Raw genomic sequence first — 24,290 nt, forward strand, 5'->3', positions numbered from 1 at the left:
CAGGCCTGCGGATTCGCGGCGGCTACGAAAAACTCTGGATGCCAGTGATCGCGCGGCCCATGATCAGGGTGTGGATCTCGTCGGTACCCTCATAGGTCCGCACGCTTTCAAGATTGTTGGCGTGCCGCAGCGGCGAGTATTCGAGGGTGATCCCGTTTCCGCCGAGGATGGTGCGCGCGGAGCGGCAGATCTCAATTGCCTGCCGGACGTTGTTGAGCTTCCCGAAAGAAATCTGCTCGGGGCGCAGCCGTCCGGAGTCCTTCAGGCGCCCGGTCTGGAGGGCCACGAGCGTTCCCTTTTGGATCTCCAGCACCATGTCCACCAGCTTCTGCTGGGTGAGCTGGAACGAGGCGAGCGGCTTGCCGAACTGGGTCCGCTGGTTCGCATAGGCCAAGACCGTTTGGTACGCATCACGGGCGGCGCCCATGGCGCCCCACAAGATGCCATACCTTGCTTCATTCAGGCAGGAGAAGGGGCCCCGGAGGCCGGTCACTTCGGGGAGCACGGCAGTGCCAGGCAGCTGGACGTTCTCCATGGTGATGTCGCACTGGATGGAGGCGCGCATGGACAACTTCTCCGGGATCGGGGTGGCCACGAAGCCCTCGGTGTCCGTCGGGACGACGAAGCCGCGGATGCCGTCGTCGGTTGCTGCCCAGATGATGGCAACATCTGCGATGGAGGCCAGGCCGATCCAGCGCTTGGCGCCGTTCAGCACCCAGCCCTGCCCAACCCGTTCCGCTCGGGTGAGCATGTTGGCGGGATCGCTGCCGGCAGTGGGCTCGGTGAGGCCGAAGCAGCCGATGAGCTCACCTGCCGCCATGCCGGGGAGCCACTGGCGCTTGTGCTCCTCTGACCCGAACTTCGCGATCGCGCTCATGGCCAAGGACCCCTGCACGGAGACGAAGGTGCGGATGCCGGAATCGCCGGCTTCAAGTTCCATGGCGGCGATTCCGTATTCGACAGCGCTACGGCCGCCGCAGCCGTAGCCGGTCAGGTGCATGCCCAACAGGCCCAGGATTCCCATCTCCTTGACAAGGTCCTGAGGGAAGACCGCGTCCTCGTACCAGGCATTGATGTTGGGCCGAATGCGGTCGTCGACGAACTGGCGGACCTGGCTGCGCAGGTCGAGCTCCTGATGGCTGAGCAGGGAGTCGATGTCAAGGTAGTCGGTGGCGAGGTCGATCACGGGTGTGCTCCCATTGGCTGGTTGTTGTTGTTGCTGTGGTGTTGCGGGGATTCTGTGACGGGCAGGCTGTTGAGCCAGGCACGCACTTCATCGGCGTGCTGCCCAAGCCGCGGTGGCCGCCGGCGGTAAGACACCGGGGTGTCGGACAGGGTGATCGGGTTGGCGGCCAGGTCTACGCTGTCCTGATTCACGCCGTCGTGGGCGGCCTTGTCATGGCCGGTGCCGACGGTTACACGGGCATTGAGGCCAAGCTCATTTGCCATCGCGAAGGCTTCGGCGATGTTATTGACCGGTCCGCAGGGAATCCCATGCGATGACAGCACCCGGTACCAGTGGTCGGCGGTCTGGCCTGCGGTCCGGGCCATGATGGTGCGGTCGAGTTCATCGATGTGGGTCACGCGGGCCGTGTTGGTGGCGAAACGTGGATCCTTCGCTGCCTCTGGAATGCCAAGGGCGGTGCAGAGCTGCGTGAACTGCCGGTCGTTGCCAACAGCGATGACCACCGGTCTGTCCGAAGCGGGGAACAGCTGGTAGGGCGCGATCGAAGGGTGCCGGTTTCCCAGGATGCCCGGAACGGCGCCCGCGGCGGTGTAGCCCACGCTCTGGTTGACCATGCTGGACAGCAAAGTGCTGAGCAGGTTGACCTCCACAAGCTGGCCCCGTCCGGTTGTCTCCCGCGCCCGCAGGGCGGCCAGCACACCGATCGCGGCATGCAGCCCCGTGAGCACGTCAACTAGGGCGACGCCGGCCTTGACCGGCTGACCGGGTGCCGGCCCGGTGACGCTCATCAGCCCTCCTACGGCCTGCACCAGCAGGTCGTAGCCAGGCAGGTCCGCGGCCGCATCGTCCGAGCCGAACCCCGTGATCGAGCAGTACACCAGCCGTGGGTTGATCGCGGCCATCTGGTCGTAGGACAGCCCGTGCCGTGCCATTGTTCCAGGGCGGAAGTTTTCGATCAGCACGTCAGCGCGCCGAATCAGCTCGACCAGGTGGTCATGGTCAGCCGCTGCTGACATGTCGGCAGTAAAGGAGCGCTTGTTGCGGTTGACCGACAGGAAGTACGTCGCCTCATGATCATCGGTAAACGGCGGACCCCAGTGACGGGTATCGTCACCGGAACCGGGACGCTCGATCTTGATGACGTCGGCGCCAAGGTCACCGAACAACATCGTCGCGTACGGCGCAGCCAGCACCCTGCTGAAATCTGCGACGACAATCCCCGCCAACGCGCCGGCAGGCGGACCTTGCGGACCGGTGTCAATCATTGGAACTCCTTAGTTAGTGATCATCAGGGGTGATCAGTGACTGGATGCGCGGACCGCGTTGTTGAAGAGTGGCGTCCGGACGATCAGCATGATGGCGGCGGCTGCCAGCGGCAACACGGTTACCTGCAGCAGGCCGGCTCCCTGCCAGCCGACGCTTGGCACCAGCGCCGCGAACAGCAGGCCGGAAAAGGCGGCCGATCCGTAGTAGCACGTGACGAAAAGACCGGCGGCCCGCCCCACCTGGTGCGGACGGACTGCCCGCTGGATGGCACTGTTCATGTTGGGGAAGAAGACGCCGGTACCGAACACACCCATGAGGCCGGCGAAGACGCACTGCCAGGCGAACGACGCCTGGACCTGGTAGATCAGCACACCGAGGACCGCCATCACCACCAGGGAAACGATCAGCAGGGTCCTCTGGTTGATCCGGTCCCCGATCCAGCCGCCGAGCAGGCCGGCCAGGCCTCCCAGACCCACGAAGCTCAGCGCCACTGCGGACTCTCCGGTGGAAATGCCCAGTTGAGTAGTCAGGAAGGTGGGGTACAGGCCCAGGAATCCGTACAGGGCGATGGAGCCGCAGCCGGCGGCCGCGGCAATCGCCAAGGAGTTACGGTTGTAGGCCTTTTCCGGCATGTAGTCGTAGGATCCTTCGACGCCGGTCAGGCTAATCGCCCGCTCGGTGAATTTGCGGCTGACAGCGAACGCGACCACCACTGCGAGCAGCAGCCCGAGTACTCCGAAAATCATAAAGGGGGCCCTCCAGGTTCCGAACTGGCCGGCGAACATGATGCCAAGGGCCGGCCCGAAGGTTGCACCCAGGCCAAATGCGAAGCCTAATATGCCCAGGGCGAGGCCCCGGCGGAGGTGGAAGAAGGCACCGACCGCGGCGAACAGCGCTGCGGCCTGCATCCCCTCACCCAGGCCCGAGATGATTCGATACACGGCCATGTCGGCCCACGAGGAGGCAAGTGGCGTGGCCAGTGTGCCCAGGGAGTAGATCACAATGCTGACTATCAGGACGGCTTTGCGCGAGAAGCGCTCCACCAGGAACCCTGCAGGGATGCCTGCTATGGCCATCCCCAGGGTGAAGATTGTGGCCAGCAGCCCGCCGGCCTGCAGGCTGAACCCATACTCAGTGCTGATAGTGCCCAGCAGGGGAAAGAAGACCTGCCTGTCCATCGCATTGAGCATAAACGTGATGGCCAATACCCCGAGCGACACGGCAGCAACGACCTTGGTGGGCATGCCCTCGGGGTTGTCCTTCACCCGTGATGGTGCCGGGCTGGACGGAATCGCATCCATGGAAATGGCGTCCATGGGCTCAGGGTAGGTGGGCACGGCAGGCCCGGCGGCAGATCCAGCTGTAGCCGGGGCTTGGCCTGCGCTGGAAGGGGTCGAGTGGGACATCTTTGTCTCCTAGTCGAGAGGGTTTCGTTCTCATGTGGATTTGATCGGCTGTGGAATTGACCGAAGATCAGCGGAATTACATGAAGTACGGCAGGTGGCGGATCCGGATCACACCCGGAAGTCTCCTCCCTTGCTCAGGTAGACCCACCTGGCGCGCCGCAGTGTAAGAAGCTGGCATTCCTCCTGACGCAGTCTGTGCAGATTACATGCGACGAGATATGGAACTGGTGCTAACGATAGCACGCACGGTCCGCGAGTCAAGGGTGGATTCGCCTCCGACCCAGAAAACCCTTCTGCCTTGACTGCCAGCAGAGGAGTGCTATCGTTAGCACCAGTACTAGGCGACGCCGGCTTGTTTTGAGCCCCTGTACCAGGAACTCATATGGACTGGCGCGATAGGGATGGCATGCAGGCCAGGCCACATCAGTACACTGATCCCAGCCCGGTTCCCGGTAGTATCCGCTTACCGGCTTGCACAGGAGGAACGATGGTCACGACCAAGGATATCGCTGTACATCTGCAGCTGTCGGTCTCCACAGTGGGCCGGGCGCTGGCCGATGACGCGCGTATCAGTGACCAGACCAAGGCACGGGTCCGCCAGGCAGCTTCCGAGCTGGGATACGTAGGCAATCACGCTGCCCGAATGATGCGCGGGGCTCCCAGCAACGTCGTAGGGCTGGTCATCCCTGACATTCGGAACAGTTTCTACTTCACCATTGCCCATGAGCTGTCCGCGATCATGGCCGGTGAGGACTATCAGTTGATGCTGGCCGAGACATTCGATGACCGCCTCATTGAGAGGCGCCACCTTCGCGAGCTGTCGGCGAGCCACGCGGCAGGTGTTGTTATTGCCCCCACCCCCAATCCACACAGCGATTCGATCAATATGCTGAGCGGAATGCCGCACGTCCAGCTGCTGCGCAAGCATTCATCACTGGGTGCCCAGTGGTTCGGCCTGGACGACCGCCGGGCGCTCAAGGATGCCACCACGCACCTGCTGGATCTCGGCCACTCCCGGATCGCCTATATCGGAGCGCCTGCCGACCTGCCCACTGGCCGGGAGCGGCTCGAAGGCTACAGCCAGGCCTTGCGCGAAAACAACGTCCCGCTACGCGCCCATCTGATCGAACTCGGCCCGCCGGCGTCTCCCGAGCACGCCCGGGAGGCCATGCGCCGGTTACTGAACCGATCCAGCCCGCCAACCGCCGTCGTCCTTGGCTCCGTCCTTCACACTGTGGGCGTGCTGGATGGATTACTGGAGATGGACGTCGACGTTCCTACGGAACTGTCCGTGGTGGGCTTCGGTGATCAAAGCGGTTTCTCCTGGTGGGGGCCTGGCCTGACTACCGTCAGCCTGCCCATCGGCGATGTGGCCACCTCCTGCGGCCTTTGGTTCATTCGCCGGCTCAACAATCCGCCCGCCGGGAATGACCCCTACGAGTCCGCGTCGGTGGGCTGGCTGGTGCCACGGGGCAGCACTGCTGCACCTCCCGCGGCATCGCGCGAGCGCTCCGCCTGAAACCGCACTAACAACCAAAAAAGCCGCGCCCCCTGCGCGCACTCAAAATACGGTGCTAACGATAGCACCGTGATGATCCCAGGAGATGGACAAATATGCTGCCACCGGTCGATCTACGTCCGCCGTTCAACATCACCCGAACCAGCCACCTGCGCCTGAATGTGGCTGACCTTGCCGCGAGCCGTGATTTCTACACCACGGTCCTCGGCCTGGTGGTGACCGAGGAGGACCACTCCACGGTCTACCTGCGTGGCCTCGCGGAGGCCTGTCACCACAGCCTTGTGTTGGAGAAGAGCACCGACGGCGGCACCGCCCGCCGGATAGGATTCCGCGTCTTCTTCGAAGAGGACCTGGACGAGGCCTACCGCTACTTTCGTGACCGGGGGCTCCCGGCCGAGTGGGTGGACATGCCACATCAGGGCCGCACCCTGCATGTCGCAGACCCTGTCGGGACGCCGCTGGAGCTGTGCGCAACCATGGAGACCCGGCCCCGGCTGCACATCAACTTTGAGCAGTACAAAGGCGCCCACGCCCAGCGGCTGGACCACTTCCAGTTGCTCACGCCCGACGTCTACGAGTTGTGCGCTTTCTACAGCGAACTGGGCTTCCGCAACTCCGAGTACCTTGAGTACGGCGACGAACTTGTGGGCGCCTTCATGTACCGCAAGGGCACTTGCCTTGACTTGGCAATGGTGCCCGGCGACGGTCCAAGCCTCCATCACTTCGCTTACACCGTCTCCGAGAGCCATGACATCTTCACCGCCTGCGATTTCGCCGGCATCCTGGGCTACGGCGACCAGGTGGAACGTGGTCCAGGCCGGCATGGCCCCGGCGGCATGCTCTTCGCTTACCTCCGTGATCCGGACGGTCACCGGGTTGAGGTCTTCAACAGCCACTACCAGACAATCGATCTTGAGACCGAGCCGGTGCGCTGGGACGCCGCATCGGTGAGCACCAACGCGCGCTGGGGACTGCCCGCCCTGGAGCAGTGGTACTTCGAGGCCTCGCCCTTCGTTGGCGCACCGCTGAAGTCCCCGGCTGTCCGTCCTGCCCCCATGACACTGGAGAAGTTCCTGGCCAGCCCCCAACTCCCCTAATTGCCAGCCCTGCTAATCACCAGCCCCGCTGACCCCCAACCCGACTGGAGCATCACATCATGTCCCGAGTTCCCTCCCTGTCCCGCGATGACGCCGTCTCGGTCCACCAGCAGCCGCTGTGGGACCGCATCGAGGCGGAGCGCAAAATGCCCACCGCGAATATCTTCCGCTCTCTGGCGAACGCCCCGGTCCTGCTCGACGCGTTCCTCTCCTATGCCAACGCCATGCGTGACAGCTCCCTGCTGAGCCCCAAGCTGCGGGAGCTGGCCATCCTGTCCGTGGGCCATGCCACCGACTCTGAATATGAGATCGCGCACCACCAGTCACATGGCCGCAAAGCCGGACTCACGGATGAGCAGCTTGCTGCAGTGGCCGACGGCACCAGCACTGAGCTGTTCAATGACGCCGAACGCGCCGTGATAGCGCTGGCACGCGAATCCACCGTCAACGTGAATGTGTCCGATGAAAGCTGGGCGGCCGCAGCCAAGCACCTCGATGACCAGCAGATGGTGGAGCTCACGCTGACCATCGCCTGGTACAACTCAGGCGTACGGGTGATGGGCCTGCTCGGCATCGAACTCGAGGACAGCTACCGCAAGTAGCTGCCCGCCAACCCACTCCCCCAGAATCACCACCCTTTTCCCAGAAGGAGCCGTCAATGGCGACGATGCGCGCAGCCAGACTGCACAAGATCGGCGATCCGATGTCGATCGACATCATCGAAGTACCCAAGCCCCGACCCACCGACGTACTGGTCAGGGTCAAGGCCGTCGGCATTGTGCCGAACATGGCCAACGTGATCAACAACTGGCCCACCTGGTTTCCGCACCAGCCCATCCCCAATTTTCCGGCGATCTTCGGGCTTGATCCCACCGGAGTGGTGGAAGAGGTCGGAGAGTCCGTCATCAACGTCAAACCCGGAGACCGGGTATACGTCAGCCCACTCCGCTCCTGCGGCAGCTGCTACGCCTGTTCGGGGGGAACCCCCAGCCGCTGCCGCTACTACACCCTCAACGGCTATTTCAGCACGTCCCGCGATGGCCAGCGGATCTTTGATCTCTACCCTTACGGCGGGTTCAGTGAGTTCATGACAGCGCCACAGCAGGCCCTGGTCAAGATCCCCGACAACCTTCCGTTTGAGCTGGCAGCCCGTTTTGGCTACATTGGCACCGCTTACGGTGCGCTCCGCCTGGCAGATGCCGGACCGGGCACTGTTGGCCTCATTGACGGCATTACCGGCACCCTGGGCGTGGCTGCGACTGTGCTTTGTTTGAGCATGGGCGTTGCGAAGATCCTGGGCACGGGGCGCAACGAGGAACTGCTCCAGCGCGTGAAGGCATTGGCGCCGAACAGGATAGAGGTCATGAACCTCGGCGAGCAGTCCTCCGGAGAGTGGGCCAAGGAGCAGACACGCGGCGACGGCGCCCACTTCGTGATCAGTGCGCTCGGGGCCCGGGCGGACGCCGCCACCATGGTGGATTCCATGCGGGGGGTCCGGCGCGGCGGTCGCGTGGTGAACGTCGGCGGAGTTGCGGATGAGGTCCCGGTGGACATGAAGTGGCTGATGGACGAGCAGGTACAGATTATCGGCTCGAACTGGTTCACAGCGGCCCAGGGCCAAGAGATGGCAGACATGATCGAGACTGGCACCTTGGACCTCACCTACCTTGAGACCGAAGCGTTCCCGCTGTCGGACGTCAACACTGCGATCTCAGGGCGGCTGAAGGACCCGCGTGGTGGCTTCAGCAACTATGTAGTCATTCCCTAGTGAAAGTTCCGGCTGGCCGTCCCTCCCCGGACGGCCAGCTGCGGTGTCCAGGAAACGCCCGGACAGTACTCAGGCGCCGGCGCCGGTGAGCACAAACGCCACCGTCGCCGGCGCCTGCGTTTTATTCCGCCAGGCATGGCGGGCGGCGAGCTGCACAATGGTGTCACCCTGCGTCAGGAGCACCTGCGCGCCGTCGTCGAGCTCCAGCCACAGCTCCCCTTCCAGCACCACTCCGTAGTCGACGCTGCGCGTGCGGTGCATGCCGTCCGGCTCGAACACCTCGGCGAGATCGGGTGCGTAGACTGCCATCTCCTGCCCTGCGGCGCCCGGATCGAATCCCGGGCTCATCACCACGGATTCCGGTGCGTAACTCACGATCACAAAGCTTGCCCCGCCGGGCCCCGGCACCACCGGTCCATGGTTGTCGGTGGGCTCCGCCTCGGGCGGCGAGCCGGACGGCACCCCCGGCGTAAACCAGACCCGGACCTGAGCCTGTCCCGGCATACTTTCAAAGGCATGGCTGTTGGGCACCGGTCCGTCGGAGACGAAAACCGACTTCCCAGATCCGTCCATGCCGGTCACTACTCTGCGTACAGTCACAAAAAAATCCTCTTCCTCTTTGTGCAATCGTTAGCACTATCTCTTGGTTGGGGTGAGGTGTCAAGAGCATGAAAGCCGCGGCTAACGCTTCCCTCCAAACCTCATGCTTTTATACAAAGCGTCTGGCATTTCGATGCATCTGTGCTATCGTTAGCATTATGCTTGAAGAAGACACCATCGACGACGCCGTTGCTCCCGCGGGAATCGTTTTAGCCCAGGCAGGCCTCTGGGACGAAACGGCGGCCATCTGGCTGGTCCATAGCGGCCGGGCGCTTCCCCTGCAAGCGTGGGCCGGGCGCTGGCCCTGCGCCAGGTTCGCCTCAGTCACTGAGCTGATCGCTCAATGGGGCAGCATTCGCGCGGAGCTTCGACGGCTCGTCGAGCTCCCGCAGACGTCGGCGACGATTAGCGAAGAGGGCGTTCCGGTGGCTTCGCTGCGGCTGGAGGCTCCCTTCCAGCCCACGCAGGTGTTCTGCACCATCGGCAACTACCGCCGGCAGGTCATCGAGGCCGCAGTGGATGCCGGCGACCCCGCTGAGGCCGGTCGGTTGGCGGCCGCCACCACCCAGGCGCTCAACCATCGACGCCGGAACGGCAGCCCCTACGTCTGCCTGACCAGCAACGACAGGGTCGCCCCCGCCGTCGGCGAGCTGGCCCTGGAGGCGGACGTGGACACCTTGGACTGGGAGGTGGAGATCGGTGCCGTCATCGGAGGTTCCGGCTCCCGCTTGACGCTGCCGGAGGCTGAGGCGGTGATCGCCGGCTACTGCGTGGTCAACGACCTGACCATCCGCTCCCGCATCGTCCGGCCCGACCTGCCTGCGCTGGGCTCGGACTGGCTGCAGTGCAAGGGCATGCGGGGATCGCTGCCGCTCGGACCATGGTTCGTGCCCGCCTGGCAGGTCCCCGACCCTTCCGCCTTGCGGCTTCAGCTTTCGCTCAACGGCTTGCCGATGCAGGACGACACGGCCGACGACATGGTGTTCACCATTCCCGAACAGCTGTCCTACCTGTCCCAACACACCCGGCTTCGCCCCGGAGACCTGCTCTGCACCGGCTCCCCCGCCGGGTTCGGTATCCACCACGGCCGGTTTCTGCGTCCCGGAGACACCGTGAGGGCTTCGATAACCGGGCTCGGCGAGCAGAACACCCGCTTCGTTGGTCCGAGATTTTTTCCCAGCCAATCCCACTCAAACCTGGCCGTTCCAGGCCTGACCACTACCTAAGGAGCAGACTCATGACGCTGCAGCAAACAGTCCTGCTGACAGACCGGGCCTGGCCCGACGACAGCATCGAACGCGGCATCATCGAAGACGCCGGCTTCCGTTTTGTCGCCGGCCCGGCCGACCCCGCACCAGTCGAGGCTATTAACGCACTGGTCGCAGAGCACCAGCCTGCCGCCATCCTCACCTGCTGGGCAACAGTATCCGCCGCAGCGATCGATTCCTCAGCCCCGTTGCGGGTTGTTGCCCGGATGGGCGTTGGCCTGGACAACATCGCCGTGCCCGCGGCCACGGATCACGGCGTGCAGGTGACCAACGTTCCGGACTACTGCGTCGAGGAGGTCTCCGACCACGCCGTCGGCCTGGCCCTGGCCTGGACGCGCGGCCTGGTCGCCACCGACCGCGAGGTCCGCGCCGGACGATGGAACCCCGCCGGGGCCCGGCTTCGCCGCCTGTCCAACCTGACCTGCGGCGTTATCGGCTACGGCCGCATCGGCAGAGCTACTGCAGCCAAGCTCAAGGCGCTCGGAGCCCGCGTGGTGATCAGCGATCCGCACCCACCGGCCGACACCGGCGGCATTGAGGCGATGACACTGGACGGCCTCCTGGCAGCCAGCGACATCGTGGTCCTCCACGCTCCCCTGGTCCCGCAGACACATCACCTGATCGGGGCCCGGGAACTGGCCCTGCTTCCGCAGGATGCCTTCCTGGTCAATGTCAGCCGCGGCGGGCTGGTCGATACCGCAGCCCTAATGGCCGCCCTGCAATCAGGCAAGCTCGGCGGAGCAGGACTGGATGTACTGGAGGAAGAGCCCACGGTTCCTGCCGGGCTACTGGCCCACCCTGGCGTGATTGTCACACCGCACATCGCTTTCGCCTCCGACGCTTCGGTGATCGACCTGCGGCGCAGCGCCGCCGAAGAAGTGGTCCGCGTCCTGCGCGGAGAACCGGCAAACTATCCCTGTAACACCCCGTCCGCCCTCGCCACAGGAGTGTCATCGTGAGCATCATCCGCACCGTCCACGGCCGCCAGATCTTCGATTCCCGCGGCCGCCCCACCGTCGAGGTGGACATCATCCTCGAAAACGGTGCCAGCGCCCGGGCGTCGGTTCCCTCCGGCGCCTCCACCGGTACCCACGAGGCCCACGAACTGCGCGATGGAGACGCATCGGTTTTCGACGGCCTCGGCGTCACCTCCGCCGTCGAGCATGTGAACGGCGAGATCGCTGCGGCGCTCCACGGCCACGATGTTGACGACCAGCGGGCCATCGACGAAAGGCTGCGGAACCTGGACGGAACCTCCACACTGTCGCGGCTCGGCGCCAACGCAGTGCTGGGAACCTCGCTGGCAGTCTGCCGCGCCTCCGCCGTGGCCAGCGGACTGCCGCTGTATCGCAGGATCGCCCAGCTCGCCGGCGTCGATGAGCCCGTGCTGCCGATGCCGATGGTCAACATCCTTTCCGGCGGCCTCCACGCGGGCCGCGGCATGGACGTCCAGGATTTCCTCGCAGTACCGGTTGCGGCAACGTCCGCGCTCGAGGCCATCCAGCTCACTTCCCGTGTCCGTGCAGCTGCCGCTGGCCTCTGTGCCGAACGGGGGCTGCCGACGCTGTTGGCCGACGAGGGCGGGCTGAGCCCGGGCTGCCGCACGGGCGAGGAAGCCCTCGAACTCATCACCGAGTCCATTCTGGCGGCCGGCCTGCAGCCCGGCACAGATATAGCCATTGCCATCGACGTCGCCGCGGCATCCCTGTACGACAGTGAGGCAGGTGACTACCACCTGCGCCGGCAGGAACGGCACCTCAGCACCGCCGAAATGATTGACATGGTGTCCTCATGGGTGGACCGCTTCGCTATCGTCTCGATCGAAGATCCGCTCGACGAGGACGACTGGGCCGGCTGGCAGACCTTGACCAAGCGCCTCGGTCACCGGATCAGGCTGATCGGCGACGACCTGTTCACCACCAACAGCGAACGGCTCGCCCGGGGCATCTCCCAGGGAGTTGCCAACGGCGTCCTGGTCAAGGTGAACCAGAACGGCACGCTGACCGGCACCCTTGACGTGGTGGCCGAGGCGCGCGCCGCGGGTTACGCCCCGGTGGTATCAGCCCGCTCCGGGGAGACCGAGGATGACTTCCTGGCCGATCTGGCTGTGGGCACCGCAGCCGGGCAGATCAAGATCGGGTCCGTCCGGAATTCCGAGCGGCTCGCCAAGTACAACCAGCTGGTGCGCATCGCCGAGGACCCCACCCTGGGCTTCAGGAACCTGCCAGCGCTGGCCTTGACCGCGGACGGTGGCCGGTGAAAGTCGCCGGACCCCAGGAGCGCGTGCAGGAGTTCCTGCTCCGCCACGGGCTGATGCAGCCTGGGGAAGAGGCGATACCGAGTCCCTTGACCGGCGGCGTGAGCTCGGACCTCTGGCAAGTGTCGCTGCCCGGCCGGATGCTATGCGTCAAGGGAGCATTGGCCCGGCTGAAGGTGGCTCACGAGTGGCTCGCTCCCCTCTCCCGCAACCGCGTTGAATACGACTGGCTGCAGTTTGCCGGAACCGTCGCTCCCACTCATGTCCCGCAGGTGCTCGCCTACGACGGGCAGGCCGGTCTGTTCGCTATGCAATTCCTCCCGCCCGAGGACTACCCAGTCTGGAAGGACCAGCTCCTCACCGGGCAGGTCGACCCGGCTGCCGCTCACGCAGTGGGCGACCTGGTCGGCAGGCTGCATTCAGCAAGCGCCAACGACACCTCGGCCGCAAGCACGTTTGCCACCGACAGCAACTTCGACGCCCTGCGCATCGAGCCGTACTTCCGGGTCACAGCCCGTGCTAACCCGGACCTGGCCGACCGGATCGAGGGCCTGGCCGCGAGGACCACCGGCACTCATCTGGCGGTGGTGCACGGCGACGTCAGTCCCAAAAACATCCTTCTCGGTCCGCACGGGCCCGTGCTGCTCGACGCCGAGTGCGCTTGGTTCGGTGACCCTGCGTTCGACGTCGCGTTTTGTCTGAATCACCTGCTGCTCAAGGCGATCATCCTGCCCGACTACACCGCGCAGCTGCACAGCTCCGCACGAATGCTACTGGACGGCTATGCCCGCCATATTGACTGGGAACCGGGCCCGGACCTGATGGCGCGCACCGCGGCCCTGCTGCCGCTGCTCGCCCTGGCCCGGGTCGACGGAGCCTCCCCGGTGGAGTATCTGACACCTGAGCAACGCGGCCAGGTCCGCAACGCCGCGAGGGATCTGCTGGCTCGGCCGGCACTGACCCTCGACACGGTCCTTAAGGAATGGATGCTGATGGCGGGCACTCCAGCGGCCGGCACCACTCACATGAAAGAGCAGACCAGGTGACATTTTCCCTGTCCACCGTTCGGATCGACGGAGTGCCCACCCCGGTACTCCGGCTCCCGGACGGCCCCCTGTACAGACTCGCCGACGTAGCACCCGAGGTTCTTGACGCCCATCCGGCGGGCGGGCTAATGACCGTCTTCGCCAACTGGGAGACCTCCGAGCCTCGGCTGCTCGCCGCCGTCGAGACCCTCCCGGGCAGTGCGGCAGGTCCGATCCCTGAGCCGGCCGAGCCTGAGGACTGGCTGACGCCGCTGCAGTATCCGAACAAGGTCATCTGCGCCGGCGCCAACTATTACGACCACGTGGTCAACGATGGCGGTCATACCGGCTTTTCGAAGGAAGACAACATTCCGGTCTTCTTCCTTAAACCGCCCACCACCACGCTGGTCGGCCAGGGCAGGGCCGTCCGGTACCCCAGCCAGACCGAGAAGTTCGACTACGAACTCGAACTGGCGTTTGTCATCGGCCGGCGCGGCCGGCACATCCCTGTGGACCGGGCCCGTGAGCACATCGCGGGCTACACCATCGCCTTGGACCTGTCGGCCCGTGACTGGCAGCGCCATCCCAAGCACCTCGTTAAGTTCGATCTCTTCGGCGGCAAGGTTTTCGACGACAGCTGTCCCCTCGGTCCGGGCATCGTTCCGGCCCGCTTCGTCGACGACACGAACCTGCAGCTGCAGTTCTGGCTCAACGGCGAGCTGCGGCAGAATGCCAACACATCCGACCTGATCTGGTCTGTGCCCGAGCTGGTCTCCCTGATCAGTGAGCACGTGACCCTCGAACCGGGCGACGTTGTGCTCACGGGAACTCCCGCCGGTGTGGGCCTCAGCACCGGAACCTGGATGCACTCTGGTGACCAGCTCGCGGGGCAGATCACCGGCCTTGGATCCATCAGCGTGCAGATCATTCCCGCCGACACCGACCAACTGACCTGACCACTCCCGCCGGCACACATCCCCGATGGCAGCCAGTTCAGGCCCCGCAAAGAGACCTAGGAGAAAACCATGAAAGTAGCCATTCTGGCCCAGACCGGAACCATACCCACCTACGCAGATTTCCCTGACCCCCAGCCCCGCAGCGGCCACGTCGTCGTCGACGTCGCAGCGGCCGGGGTCCATCACCTCGACCTGGCCAAGGCATCGGGGGCGTTCGGGGAGCCCGGCACCATGCCGTACGTGATTGGGGCCGACGGTGTGGGCAAGACCGCCACTGGACGTCGCGTCTTTTTCACGTCACCGGTTTCGCCTCACGGTTCCTGGGCCGAGCGTACACTCGTCGCCGAGGAGGACCTGCTGGACCTCGCAGACGAGGTCGACGACGTTACCGCGGCCGCGCTCGGCAACACTGGACTTGCCGCCTGGCTCGCCCTCACGTGGCGGGCCAAGCTGCAGCCCGGCCAGAACGTGCTGGTGCTGGGCGCGACCGGTGCACTCGGATCGATCGCCGTCCAACTCGCCAAGTCCCTCGGAGCGGCAACGGTGGTCGCTGCCGACCGGGACCCCGGCCGCCTGGCCCTCTCCAGGGAGCGCGGCGCCGATGCCACCGTGAGGATCAGCCCCGACACCGACCTTGTAGCCGCCTTCCGCAACACGGTCGGTGAGCGCGGCTTCGACGTCATTATTGACCCGGTTTGGGGAGAACCCGCCCTTGCCGCCATGCACGTAGCTGCCCGAGGCGCCCGTCATATCCAGATCGGCCAGACCGCCGGGTCAACCATCGAACTGCCTGCCGGCCTCGTCCGCGCAGCCCGCCTGGAGCTCCTCGGGTTCGCCCATATGGACCCGCCGGCACAGGTCCGCCGCGACGCCTACCTGCAGCTGACGGGGCTCGCAGCGACCGGAGCGTTGGCCGTCGATACGATGGCACTCCCGCTCGCCGACTGCCGGCGGGCTTGGGACCTGCAGCAGCAGGGCGCCCCCCGCAAGCTCGTCCTAACGCCCTAGTGCAAGTCAGCAGCAACGTCCACCGGACCGCGCCCTGAGCCACATCAAGGCTACGGAAGGAGCGCCATGATTAACCAAGCGGCGTGCTGGTGACGCGGCATGACTACAAAACATTCACCGTTGAACTTTCCCACGAGGTTCCACACGGGACTATTATCGGCTGGCTCATGAAGCCTGATTCCTTACATCCCAGGGACCCTGAAGAAGGCCTTCGGGTCGTCAGCGCCCAGCAGGTCGTGGTGGAAGACGATGGCGTCCACTGGCCGGGTGTCAACGAACAGGACGGCGACCTCCCGGGAGTGGACCACCGTGTAGCGGGTGAGGTCTTCCACCCAGGAATGGATCCCGGTGTACTCCTCGACGAACAACCCGTCCCCGAGCAGGCCCCGCTCCTCGAGCAGGTCGTAGACAAGATTCCAGGCCAGATCCATCAGTTCATGGATCGCTGCCTCGACCGTTGGAGCCGTCATACTTCCATGGTGCTCCCCGGCGCTGACAGGATCGCGGACGAGGGCGGGCGTGTCCTGGACTACGACCAAAAGGAGTTGATACTGGTGAGCCAACCCCACCCCGATCGGGAATCGAGTACTACAGTGGATGCATGGCTCCCAACCGCCATCCGCTCGACGACCTGCGCGAAACCATCGGCCATCTGGCCGATCAGCTCAAGCTGCCCGGTGCAGAGCGCGTCGACGACCTGGTCGGCGATCTCATCGGTGCGAGGCCCGGGCCGGCCCGGCCGCTGTCCGAGGTGCAGGCCGAGCTCGACGCGCTGGTCGGACTGGAGACCGTGAAGGAACAGGTGCGGGCCCTCGTCGCACTGCTCCAGGTCCAGGCCCGCCGTAAGGCGCACGGCCTGCCGGAGGTGGCCACATCACAGCATCTGGTGTTCCTGGGAAACCCGGGTACGGGCAAGACCACCGTGGCGCGGCTCCTGGCCGAGATGTACCGCGCGGTCGGTCTGCTGCAGAAAGGCCACCTGGTCGAGGTCGACCGTTCGGGCCTGGTGGGGCAGTACGTCGGCGCGACCGCCATCAAGACGGACCGGGTGATCCGGCGTGCGCTGGACGGCGTCCTGTTCATCGACGAGGCCTACGCGCTGGCCCCGGAGGACGGCCGGATGGACTTCGGCCCCGAGGCGATCGAGATCCTGCTCAAGCGGATGGAGGACCACCGCCACCGCCTGGTCGTGATCGTGGCCGGGTACCCGCGGCTGATGGAGTCCTTCTTGCTCTCGAACCCCGGACTGCGCTCCCGGTTCGCCCGCGAGATCACGTTCCCCGACTACTCCGTCGACGCACTCCAGACGATCTTCCACCAGATGCTGGCCCAGCACGAGTACACGCTGGAGCCGGGTGCGGACCAGATGCTGCGCCGCATCCTCACCGGGCTCCACGCGGGCGAGGACTCCGGCAATGCACGGTTCGCCCGCACGCTGTTCGAGCAGGCGCTCAACCGCCAGGCGCTGCGGCTGTCGCTCGACGAGGAACAAAGTCTCGACGCCCTCGATCGTGAGGCCGTCATGACGCTCACCGCGGACGACATCGTGGAGGCCGCGCTGGCCTTGGGCGAGGAGCCAGAGCCGGAACCGACGCCGGAACCGGTCCAGTCACGTTGGTGGCGCTGGCTGGTCTGAGTACAGCTTTCGTTCGCGGTGCGAACTTGGATGGTTGAGCACCACCCTATCTTTCGAGCCTGATCTCCTCCGGGGCGCGCGCTGCCAGGCTTCCGAGGAGGCGGAGGGCGTGGTCCGAGGCGGATCCTGGTTCGGCTGTGAAACCAATGAATTGGAGCCCTGGGTCGGTCGTGAGCTGCATGGCCTCGTAGCTGAGATCGAGGTCGCCCACGTCGGGGTGATGGATGAGCTTGCTGCCGGCAAGGTGTATCCGCACGTCGTGGGCTTCCCAGAGCGCTGCGAACTCGCTGCTGCCGTTGGAGAGCTCGCTGATGAGGCTGCGGAGGGCATGATCGGAGGGCAGGCGCCCTGATTCCGCGCGGAGCAGGGCAACGATTTGTTCGGCGGAGTCGTTCCAGTCGCGGTAGGTGGCCCTGGCCCGGGGATCGAGGAAAAGGAAACGGGCGAAGTTCACCGGCTCTTGAGGGTGCACATACATCTCGGAGAAGAGCGCACGCCCGAGGGTGTTGGTGGCAATGACGTCCATCCGACCGTTCTGGATGAGCGCCGGGAAAGTCATCGCGTCGAGGAGCCGCTGGGTGCCGGGCCGGATCTGCTGGGTGCGGGAGGCCGGCTTTCGACGCGGTGTCCTCGCTCCCTGGTTTGCTGCGCGGACCAGGTCGTACAAGTGGGCGTGCTCAGCGTCGTTGAGCTTGAGCGCGCGGCTGATGCCGTCGAGGATGGCATCCGAGATCCCTGATGCGTTGCCCCGCTCAAGGCGCACGTAGTACTCAACACTCATCCCGGCGAGCAGCGCGACTTCTTCGCGGCGGAGCCCAGGGACCCGACGGCGGCCTCCAAAGTCGGGCAGCCCGGCATCGGCAGGGCTCAGCCGCGACCGGCGCGTAATAAGAAACTCGCGGATGTTGGCGGCGGTGGTCATGCTTCAAATCTACGCCGGGGGCTGGCTCCGAGGGGGGTCCTCCTATTAACCCTATAGAGCGGGTCTGCCTCCGGCGGGCGGGTTCTCCTTTACTGGATCTGTCAGGTCAATGGATAGGCAAAGTGCCGATCTGCATAACAGGAGGACACGTAGTCATGGCAGAAAAGAACGTTTGGTTCATCACCGGAGCGGGCCGCGGTATGGGCACCGATATCGCCCAGTCCGCCCTCGCCGCCGGACATTCGGTCGTAGCCACGGGCCGCAACGCCTCCCGGGTACAGGACGCGATCGGGGAGCACGAGAACCTCCTCGCCCTAGCTCTCGACGTCACTGACGAAGCCGCCGCGGCTGCCGCAGCGGAGGCCGCCGTCGCTCGTTTCGGCCGTATCGACGTGCTGGTCAACAATGCCGGCAATTTCTACGCCGGGTTTTTCGAAACCCTCAGCGACACGCAGGTCCGAGCACAGTTGGACACGAATTTCTTCGGCCAGCTGAATGTGACCCGCGCGATTCTGCCGATCCTGCGCCAGCAGCGCTCGGGCTCGATCGTCACCATCACCTCGACTGCCGCCTTCGTCGGCGGCGGGTTCACGTCCGCATATGCGGCGTCGAAGTTCGCTCTTGAAGGCTGGATGGAGTCACTGCAGGCCGAAGTCGAGCCGTTTGGGATCACCACAACAACTGTCGTGCCCGGGTTCTTCCGCACCGAACTCCTCGTGGAAGGTTCGTCGACGATCTGGCCGGAGCTGCAGATCGAAGACTACGCCGAGGGCACCGCGCAGACGATCGCCGGTTTCAAGGCAATGAACGGGCAGCAGGGGGGCGACCCGAAGAAGCTCGCCAACGCGCTTGTCTCTTTGTCCGACTCGGGAACTCTCCCGCTCCGGTTCGTCGCCGGCGCCGACGCTATGGCAGCTATCGAGCAGAAGCTCACCACCGTCCAAGACCAGATCGAGACCAACCGGACCCTGTCCGCATCGTTGGCCTTCGACGCCTAAGACGGCGTCAGCCCGGCACATTGCTCCGAGTCCAGTCACCTCACCAGAACCCCACGCTCAGGCTGACCATTCGGCACCTCAGCTTCCATCTCCACCACTAGAAAAGGACACTCATCATGGCAGCTCCCCTCGGCATTATCGGCTCCGGCGCGATCGGTGGCACGCTTGCCCGCCTTGCCGTCGCAGCCGGCCTCGACGTCATCCTCAGCAACTCCCGTGGCCCTGAGGCTCTGACCGACCTGGTCCAGGAACTCGGACCTCGCGCCCGAGCAGCAACGGTCGCCGAGGTACTTCCCCGAAGTGCAGTAACAACACATCAACTGTCCTGCACGTCTCCGGCCGCCCTTCGCCTGGTCGGCGTCGAGCGGTCGGAGACTAGGCATCCGCGGCACTTCCAGCTCGTAGGAAGGCGTCCAGCTCCACGCTCTGAAGGCCAGGTGTTGCCTGCTACGGGCTTTGGCCCTCGCTGCGGGCCTCGAGCATGGATTCCCGGAGCCGGGACTGGGCCAGGGCCAGTCCGGCATGCGCCGCTCCCCGGGCCACTGATAGTCCGATCACTTGCGGCACGACCCTGAGCTCCGGAAGGACGGGAAGGCTTTGCGCCAGTCGCCTGCCCGCCTCGGGGAGGACTTCGTCCACGAGCGGACTCAAGCGACCCACAAAATACACGGACTCGGGGTCCAGCGTTACGGCAACGGCACCGACAGCGGTTACGATCGCCGTCGTGAACGCCTCCACGACTTCAGCGCGGGACGCCATTTCCTGCGGCTGGGACCAGAGCGCTTCGATGCCCTCCAGGTGCAGTCCGCGCCCTCTGGCGAATTGGAGGAGACCCTTTGCGCTCATCAGCCCGTCGAGGGTCTCGTTGCCGACGCCGGAGAAGAGAACACCACCCAGATCACCGAAAGCAGGGGTCCGCCCCTGGGCGATCTCATGATCAGTACAGCTAGCAAAGGTCAGCACCGTACTGAGCATGAACAAAGCAGCGTGCCCTATGCTCGCATCATCCTTCAGGATCCCCCGTAGGGACGCACTGGCGTCGCTCTCAAGGATCATGGGAGCCTGCACTCGATCTTCAATAGCATTCTGGAGAAGAGAACCCCTGAAAATCTTCCTTGATTCTGGTATCCCGGACCACTCAGTGCCGTACCGGACACGGCCGGGCACCGCGGTGACGATTTGGCGCAATGGCCCCTCTGCGGAGTCACTGGTCTCCACGATCAAGTCCACCAGCCACTCGGCAGTGGTTCCGACGTCGCCCTCGTCGAGGCTGGGAACAATGACGTGCCTGACCTCGCGACCTCTCAGGTCCGTTACCAGAACGCACGTGGTTTGCGCCCCGAAAGAGATACCGACAATGTGCCCCGCCGTGCCGGGGACATCCAGATACGTGGAGCGTCGACCGCGTCCGGGAACCGCATTGACCCCCTGCTCGACAACGAAACCGTCAACAAGAAGCTCATCCACCTTCCGAGACACCGTCGGCTGGCTCAAACGCGTCAATTCGATCAGCCTGTTACGCGTCAAAGGCGCCTCTGCAAGGACCGCATCAAGGACAGAAGCCTTAGTGTGGTCACGTGCTGTGGGATAGCTACTCATAGCAACAACCTTAATGAGATATCAGACCAAAACCGGGACGTGATGGGGCTGCCCGGTTTTCGTTGATTTAGGGGTTGATGGTTTTCTTCCGTTGCGCGTTCGACGGCGATCCCTGGTTCCGGCCAACGGACAGTACGCCCCGGCAGGGCAACAAACTGCCGGGGCGTACTGGTCAGTTGGGGCATTGGCGCACCCCTGGTACTAGCGGATCGTGGCTTCGGTGATGGCTGATTCGCCCAGGCCCCAGTACTCCAGGGACTCCTTGTATTCCGGGGTTTCCAGGACGGATTGGATGGCTTTTTGCAGGGCCGGTGTCAAAGGTGATCCCTTCTTCAGACCCATGGCGACGCTGGTGTTCGTCCGGGTATCCATCCTGGGCTCCAGGATGTTGAAGTGGTCCGGCTGCTGTTCGTTGGCCCAGGCCAGGGCGCTGGCGTCGTAGAAGACGCCGTCGATCCGCTTGGAGTCCAGCTGCGTCAGGGCCTCCTGGACGTTGGGCAGCGTGATGGCGTTGATGGCCGGCTGGCCCTTTTCCTCACAGGTCCACTTCGAGACGTTCGGCAGGTGCTTCAGTTGCTGTGTGGAGCCCTTGGTCACGCCAATGTTCTTCCCGCACAGGGTCTCGTTGGTCAGCTTGAGCGGGTTGCCCTTGGCGACCGCCACGGCCGAGCCGCCCTTAAGGTAGTTGATCATGTCCAGGACCTTCAGCCGCTCTTCCGTGGCGGACATCGTGGTGGCAGTGAAGTCGTAGCGGCCGCCGTCAATGCCGGGAATGATCGTGTCGAACGCAGTATTTTCGAACTTCAGCTTCAGCCCCAGCTTTTTGGCCACCAGGCGGGCGAGGTCCGGGTTCACGCCAATGGGGGTGGTGTTGTCCTCAGCGAGGAACGTCATCGGCGGGGAGCTCAGATCCATCGCCACCGTGATTTCGCCTTTGGCCTTGAAGGTCTCGGGCAGCAGCGCAACGGCTGCCGCGTCCGGCTGGACACCTTCTGAGACGTCACGGGTGTTCTGCGTCTTCCGGAGTTCCGTGGCCTGAGTGCCCGCTGCAGTGCCGCCACAGGCGGTGAGGGCCAGCAGGACAGCAAGCCCCGCAGCGGCAGTCTGGATCTTATTGATGGTCTTCATGGTGCTTCCCTTCGAAGGGGTTCAGGTGGTGAAGTTCCAGTGTGCTTTCACACTGGAAGGCGCTCCCCAAGGCTGTTGGTGTCGACATTTACGCCGCCGACGTGTTTGATTTGGGTTCTAGCGCAGTGTTTTGAAGGCGCGGCCCATTCCTTCGAGCAGGCGATCGGCGTCGTTGCTGGAGAAGGGCATTGGGGGGCGGAGTTTCAGGACGTTGCCTTGGGCGCCGCAGGCGGAGATGAGGATCCGGTCCTGTCGGAGGGCGTTCACGATGCCGGCGGCGGCTTCCCCGTTGGGTGTGAGTGTGGCTCGGTCGGTGACGAGGTCGACGCCGATGAAGAAGCCGCTTCCGCGGACTTCTGCGACCTCGTCCAGGCCCTGGGTGAGGTCTTTGAGTCCTGTGATGATCTTTTCGCCGACCTTGTGGGCGTTTTCTATGAGTGATTCCTCGCGGATCACGTCCAGGACGGCCTGGGCTGCGGCGATGGCTACTGAGTTTCCGCCGAAGGTGTTGAAGTAGCGGATGTTCTTCCCGAACTCCACGAGCAGTTCGGGTTTGAAGATTGCTGCCGCGACGGGAATTCCGTTACCCATGGGTTTGCCGATGGTCACGATGTCCGGGACGATTCCGTGCCGTTGGAAGCCCCACCATTCCTCACCGGTACGGCCAAAGCCGGGCTGGACTTCATCGGCGATGTAGAGGCCGCCAACGGCGTGGATTTCTTCGATGATGGGGCGGAGGAAGCCTGCCGGGCCGGCGAACACACCGTCGGAGGAGAAGATGCTGTCGGCGATGAAGGCCGCCACTCCAATGCCGTGCCGGTGCAGGTCGGCGATGGCGGCACGCACCTGGTTCCGCAGGTGATCCTCCAGGGATCCCTGGTCTGATGAGTAGCGGAGGGCGTCGGGTGCGTCAATGACCCGCACGTTGGCGCCCAGGGGCACGCCGGCGCCCAGGGATGGGGAGAAGGACGCTACTTCGGTTGTCAGGCCGTGGTACGCGCCGGAGGTGACGATGACGCCTTGGTTTCCGGTGGCGTACTTTGCCACGCGCATGGCGAGATCGTTGGCTTCGGACCCGGTGCAGGTGAACATGACATGGCCCAGCTCGGCCGGGAACGTGGAAAGGAGCTGCTCGGAGTAATCGAGGATGGATTCCTGGACGTAGCGGGTATTGGTATTCAGCGTCTGCATCTGTTCGTGGACAGCGGCGATGACACGCGGGTGGGCGTGACCGACAGAGGGAACGTTGTTGTAAACGTCGAGATAGTCATTTCCGTCGCGGTCGAACAAGGTCACGCCCTTGCCGCGGACGATTTCAAGGGGTGTGTCGTAGAAGAGCCGGTATCCGGGCCCGAGACTCTGGTCCCGGCGCCGGATGTTCTTCTGCATCTGATCCGGGAGCTCACCGAGGCGGTTGGGATCAAAGCCATTGATCATGGCTCTGGACGGCTTGCGGATGGTTTGGGGAGTGGTGCTCATGGTTTTTTCCTTGATGGCTAGTGAGTCTGGTTCAGGGTGTGAGAGGCAGTTTTGGTGCGGGGGCTGCGGCTGTAGCGGCGAGCCGGTCCCAGTCCGGTTTTGAGTGGGAGAGGAGGTAATCGCGCCGTTGCGGCAATTGGCTTGCCCGCCACTGTGTGATCAGGGCCCGCAGGAGGAGCCGGGCCTGGGCTGAGACGATCAAGGCCTCCAGCTCCTCAACCGGCAGCGGGCGGATGCTCCGATAGCCGTCCATGACCTGCAGTGCGTGTTCCCAGGGGTTGGCCTGGTCTGTTCCGAGAAGGTTGGCCATGGTGACGCTGATGTCGAAGATCACGGGGGTTCGCACGACGTCGCCGAAGTCGATGATCCCGGTCACGTAGTCCGGCCTGTCCGGGTTGACAATGACGTTGAACGGACTGAAATCCCCGTGGACAACCTGGGAGGTCAGGGTGTCCAGAAGCGGAACCACTTTCTCGTCGAACCGGTCGAAAATGTTCTCGGCCAGGGATCGTTTCTGCTCATCGTCGACATAGTCAAGAAGCGGCCGCATCCGGTGGAAGTGCTTGAGGTCCCACAGGAGCAGCCGGTCGGCACGGGGATGATCGAAGTCCTGCAAAGCAAGGCCCAGACGGGCAAGGCTTGAACCGACCAGCTGAAGCTGACCGGCGGACGCCTCGTGGGTGGCTAGCAGATCTCCAGGCATGAAGCGCATCACCCGAAGTACCCGGTCAAAGGGTCCACCAGGGGCCGGGATGAGGACTTGCGGGTCTCCGGCAAGGCTCCTGAGAACACGCTGGACCGGAAGTTCAGGGGCAGTCCGTTCCAAGTGCTCCATGCATGCCGTCTGAAGGTGCACGATCACCGGATCCTCATCCGGTGGCGACACCTTCACCAGATAGGCTTCTTCTCCGTCTTGGAGGCGGAAAGTCTCGTCCTTCTCGGTGGGAATCCGGACAAGCGTCCCCTTCAGGCCGTAGGACTGTTCCAGGAGCTCCAAGACAGCCGGGTCAGCGAGCCGGGACTGCTCTGCCAGCAGTCCACTCTCCGATGCGACGGCGTCGATAAAAGCAAAGTCGCTATTGCCCCGGGTGGCCTCGGCGCTGTCGGCGGCCCCGATGGCCGGGGCCGGGCCGGTACCAAGTGCGGTGGGATCAAAAGAGGGGCTCATCTCA

22 protein-coding genes and 1 pseudogene are annotated in these 24,290 nt (G+C 64.4%); 13 read left to right on the plus strand and 10 right to left on the minus strand.

Going from position 1 to position 24,290, the window contains the following annotated elements; all coding sequences use genetic code 11:
* Positions 1-22: 22 nt before the first annotated feature.
* The 3 genes from QFZ30_RS09880 to QFZ30_RS09890 are packed head-to-tail and all read right to left on the minus strand — an operon-like array spanning position 23 to position 3,858.
* Positions 23-1,183, minus strand: coding sequence for an acyl-CoA dehydrogenase family protein (locus QFZ30_RS09880; RefSeq protein WP_373462890.1), 1,161 nt, complete (start codon positions 1,181-1,183; stop codon positions 23-25).
* Positions 1,183-2,451 carry a CaiB/BaiF CoA transferase family protein gene (locus QFZ30_RS09885; protein WP_307075731.1) on the minus strand — a complete coding sequence of 423 codons (1,269 nt, stop codon included), beginning with the start codon at positions 2,449-2,451 and terminating at the stop codon, positions 1,183-1,185. The genes QFZ30_RS09880 and QFZ30_RS09885 overlap by 1 nt, the downstream gene beginning before the upstream one ends.
* 33 nt (positions 2,452-2,484) lie before the next feature.
* On the minus strand, positions 2,485-3,858 hold the full coding sequence (locus QFZ30_RS09890; RefSeq protein ID WP_307075734.1) for an MFS transporter: 1,374 nt from the start codon (positions 3,856-3,858) through the stop codon (positions 2,485-2,487).
* A gap of 487 nt (positions 3,859-4,345) precedes the next feature.
* Between QFZ30_RS09890 and QFZ30_RS09895 the strand changes: the two genes are divergently transcribed.
* From QFZ30_RS09895 to QFZ30_RS09910, 4 genes are all read left to right on the plus strand, one after another.
* Positions 4,346-5,377 (plus strand): LacI family DNA-binding transcriptional regulator, encoded by a 1,032-nt coding sequence (locus tag QFZ30_RS09895; protein ID WP_307075736.1) that lies wholly within the window; start codon positions 4,346-4,348, stop codon positions 5,375-5,377.
* A gap of 95 nt (positions 5,378-5,472) precedes the next feature.
* Positions 5,473-6,474: a VOC family protein gene (locus QFZ30_RS09900; protein ID WP_307075738.1), complete on the plus strand. Its 1,002-nt coding sequence runs from the start codon at positions 5,473-5,475 to the stop codon at positions 6,472-6,474.
* A 59-nt stretch (positions 6,475-6,533) separates the two neighbouring features.
* On the plus strand, positions 6,534-7,076 hold the full coding sequence (locus QFZ30_RS09905) for a carboxymuconolactone decarboxylase family protein (RefSeq protein WP_307075740.1): 543 nt from the start codon (positions 6,534-6,536) through the stop codon (positions 7,074-7,076).
* A 56-nt stretch (positions 7,077-7,132) separates the two neighbouring features.
* On the plus strand, positions 7,133-8,242 hold the full coding sequence (locus QFZ30_RS09910) for an alcohol dehydrogenase catalytic domain-containing protein (protein WP_307075742.1): 1,110 nt from the start codon (positions 7,133-7,135) through the stop codon (positions 8,240-8,242).
* 69 nt (positions 8,243-8,311) lie between these two features.
* Here QFZ30_RS09910 and QFZ30_RS09915 read toward each other — a convergent pair whose 3' ends face one another.
* Entirely contained in the window at positions 8,312-8,842 is a 531-nt protein-coding gene (locus QFZ30_RS09915; RefSeq protein WP_307075744.1) for a cupin domain-containing protein, read from the minus strand.
* A 158-nt stretch (positions 8,843-9,000) separates the two neighbouring features.
* Between QFZ30_RS09915 and QFZ30_RS09920 the strand changes: the two genes are divergently transcribed.
* The 6 genes from QFZ30_RS09920 (at position 9,001) to QFZ30_RS09945 (ending at position 15,356) form a co-directional block, all read left to right on the plus strand.
* Positions 9,001-10,068, plus strand: coding sequence for a fumarylacetoacetate hydrolase family protein (locus QFZ30_RS09920; protein ID WP_307075746.1), 1,068 nt, complete (start codon positions 9,001-9,003; stop codon positions 10,066-10,068).
* 11 nt (positions 10,069-10,079) lie between these two features.
* Positions 10,080-11,069 (plus strand): C-terminal binding protein, encoded by a 990-nt coding sequence (locus tag QFZ30_RS09925; RefSeq protein WP_307075748.1) that lies wholly within the window; start codon positions 10,080-10,082, stop codon positions 11,067-11,069.
* Positions 11,066-12,370, plus strand: coding sequence for a phosphopyruvate hydratase (eno, locus tag QFZ30_RS09930; RefSeq protein WP_307075750.1), 1,305 nt, complete (start codon positions 11,066-11,068; stop codon positions 12,368-12,370). Before QFZ30_RS09925 ends, eno begins: the two co-directional genes overlap by 4 nt.
* A complete protein-coding gene (locus tag QFZ30_RS09935) occupies positions 12,367-13,413 on the plus strand; it encodes a phosphotransferase family protein (RefSeq protein WP_307075752.1) in 1,047 nt (348 codons plus the stop codon). The genes eno and QFZ30_RS09935 overlap by 4 nt, the downstream gene beginning before the upstream one ends.
* On the plus strand, positions 13,410-14,348 hold the full coding sequence (locus QFZ30_RS09940) for a fumarylacetoacetate hydrolase family protein (RefSeq protein WP_307075754.1): 939 nt from the start codon (positions 13,410-13,412) through the stop codon (positions 14,346-14,348). The genes QFZ30_RS09935 and QFZ30_RS09940 overlap by 4 nt, the downstream gene beginning before the upstream one ends.
* Before the next feature lie 69 nt (positions 14,349-14,417).
* Entirely contained in the window at positions 14,418-15,356 is a 939-nt protein-coding gene (locus QFZ30_RS09945) for a quinone oxidoreductase family protein (RefSeq protein WP_307075755.1), read from the plus strand.
* A 182-nt stretch (positions 15,357-15,538) separates the two neighbouring features.
* Here QFZ30_RS09945 and QFZ30_RS09950 read toward each other — a convergent pair whose 3' ends face one another.
* Positions 15,539-15,826 carry a hypothetical protein gene (locus QFZ30_RS09950; RefSeq protein WP_307075757.1) on the minus strand — a complete coding sequence of 96 codons (288 nt, stop codon included), beginning with the start codon at positions 15,824-15,826 and terminating at the stop codon, positions 15,539-15,541.
* Positions 15,827-15,957: 131 nt separating this feature from the next.
* On the opposite strand from QFZ30_RS09950, the gene QFZ30_RS09955 reads away from it, so the two are divergent.
* Positions 15,958-16,992: an AAA family ATPase gene (locus tag QFZ30_RS09955; RefSeq protein ID WP_307075759.1), complete on the plus strand. Its 1,035-nt coding sequence runs from the start codon at positions 15,958-15,960 to the stop codon at positions 16,990-16,992.
* A 46-nt stretch (positions 16,993-17,038) separates the two neighbouring features.
* On the opposite strand, the gene QFZ30_RS09960 is transcribed toward QFZ30_RS09955, so the two are convergent.
* Positions 17,039-17,914, minus strand: a complete 876-nt coding sequence (locus tag QFZ30_RS09960; protein ID WP_307075761.1) for a helix-turn-helix domain-containing protein — start codon at positions 17,912-17,914, stop codon at positions 17,039-17,041.
* A 155-nt stretch (positions 17,915-18,069) separates the two neighbouring features.
* Between QFZ30_RS09960 and QFZ30_RS09965 the strand changes: the two genes are divergently transcribed.
* Entirely contained in the window at positions 18,070-18,912 is an 843-nt protein-coding gene (locus QFZ30_RS09965) for an SDR family oxidoreductase (RefSeq protein WP_307075762.1), read from the plus strand.
* 116 nt (positions 18,913-19,028) lie between these two features.
* A pseudogene (locus tag QFZ30_RS09970) lies at positions 19,029-19,199 on the plus strand (NAD(P)-binding domain-containing protein); the annotation flags it as partial.
* A 160-nt stretch (positions 19,200-19,359) separates the two neighbouring features.
* On the opposite strand, the gene QFZ30_RS09975 reads toward QFZ30_RS09970, so the two are convergent.
* The 4 genes from QFZ30_RS09975 to QFZ30_RS09990 form a co-directional block, all read right to left on the minus strand.
* Positions 19,360-20,511, minus strand: coding sequence for an ROK family transcriptional regulator (locus QFZ30_RS09975; RefSeq protein WP_307075764.1), 1,152 nt, complete (start codon positions 20,509-20,511; stop codon positions 19,360-19,362).
* Positions 20,512-20,712: 201 nt separating this feature from the next.
* The gene (locus QFZ30_RS09980; protein WP_307075766.1) at positions 20,713-21,639 is read right to left on the minus strand and encodes an ABC transporter substrate-binding protein; all 927 of its coding nucleotides are present in this window, start codon (positions 21,637-21,639) and stop codon (positions 20,713-20,715) included.
* 117 nt (positions 21,640-21,756) lie between these two features.
* Positions 21,757-23,118: an aspartate aminotransferase family protein gene (locus tag QFZ30_RS09985; RefSeq protein ID WP_307075767.1), complete on the minus strand. Its 1,362-nt coding sequence runs from the start codon at positions 23,116-23,118 to the stop codon at positions 21,757-21,759.
* Between the two features lie 31 nt (positions 23,119-23,149).
* On the minus strand, positions 23,150-24,286 hold the full coding sequence (locus tag QFZ30_RS09990) for a phosphotransferase (protein ID WP_307075769.1): 1,137 nt from the start codon (positions 24,284-24,286) through the stop codon (positions 23,150-23,152).
* Positions 24,287-24,290: the final 4 nt, after the last annotated feature.

Origin of the sequence: Arthrobacter pascens, assembly GCF_030815585.1 — a bacterium.
Classification (GTDB): domain Bacteria; phylum Actinomycetota; class Actinomycetes; order Actinomycetales; family Micrococcaceae; genus Arthrobacter; species Arthrobacter pascens_A.

What these genes read in the sequence shown, in the direction of transcription:
- QFZ30_RS09885 (WP_307075731.1), bottom strand. Translation starts at nt 2,451, where the DNA reads ATGATTGACACCGGTCCGCAAGGTCCGCCTGCCGGCGCGTTGGCGGGG.
- QFZ30_RS09890 (WP_307075734.1), bottom strand. Translation starts at nt 3,858, where the DNA reads ATGTCCCACTCGACCCCTTCCAGCGCAGGCCAAGCCCCGGCTACAGCT.
- QFZ30_RS09895 (WP_307075736.1), top strand. Translation starts at nt 4,346, where the DNA reads ATGGTCACGACCAAGGATATCGCTGTACATCTGCAGCTGTCGGTCTCC.
- QFZ30_RS09900 (WP_307075738.1), top strand. Translation starts at nt 5,473, where the DNA reads ATGCTGCCACCGGTCGATCTACGTCCGCCGTTCAACATCACCCGAACC.
- QFZ30_RS09905 (WP_307075740.1), top strand. Translation starts at nt 6,534, where the DNA reads ATGTCCCGAGTTCCCTCCCTGTCCCGCGATGACGCCGTCTCGGTCCAC.
- QFZ30_RS09910 (WP_307075742.1), top strand. Translation starts at nt 7,133, where the DNA reads ATGGCGACGATGCGCGCAGCCAGACTGCACAAGATCGGCGATCCGATG.
- QFZ30_RS09920 (WP_307075746.1), top strand. Translation starts at nt 9,001, where the DNA reads ATGCTTGAAGAAGACACCATCGACGACGCCGTTGCTCCCGCGGGAATC.
- QFZ30_RS09925 (WP_307075748.1), top strand. Translation starts at nt 10,080, where the DNA reads ATGACGCTGCAGCAAACAGTCCTGCTGACAGACCGGGCCTGGCCCGAC.
- QFZ30_RS09945 (WP_307075755.1), top strand. Translation starts at nt 14,418, where the DNA reads ATGAAAGTAGCCATTCTGGCCCAGACCGGAACCATACCCACCTACGCA.
- QFZ30_RS09950 (WP_307075757.1), bottom strand. Translation starts at nt 15,826, where the DNA reads ATGACGGCTCCAACGGTCGAGGCAGCGATCCATGAACTGATGGATCTG.
- QFZ30_RS09955 (WP_307075759.1), top strand. Translation starts at nt 15,958, where the DNA reads ATGGCTCCCAACCGCCATCCGCTCGACGACCTGCGCGAAACCATCGGC.
- QFZ30_RS09960 (WP_307075761.1), bottom strand. Translation starts at nt 17,914, where the DNA reads ATGACCACCGCCGCCAACATCCGCGAGTTTCTTATTACGCGCCGGTCG.
- QFZ30_RS09965 (WP_307075762.1), top strand. Translation starts at nt 18,070, where the DNA reads ATGGCAGAAAAGAACGTTTGGTTCATCACCGGAGCGGGCCGCGGTATG.
- QFZ30_RS09975 (WP_307075764.1), bottom strand. Translation starts at nt 20,511, where the DNA reads ATGAGTAGCTATCCCACAGCACGTGACCACACTAAGGCTTCTGTCCTT.
- QFZ30_RS09980 (WP_307075766.1), bottom strand. Translation starts at nt 21,639, where the DNA reads ATGAAGACCATCAATAAGATCCAGACTGCCGCTGCGGGGCTTGCTGTC.
- QFZ30_RS09985 (WP_307075767.1), bottom strand. Translation starts at nt 23,118, where the DNA reads ATGAGCACCACTCCCCAAACCATCCGCAAGCCGTCCAGAGCCATGATC.
- QFZ30_RS09990 (WP_307075769.1), bottom strand. Translation starts at nt 24,286, where the DNA reads ATGAGCCCCTCTTTTGATCCCACCGCACTTGGTACCGGCCCGGCCCCG.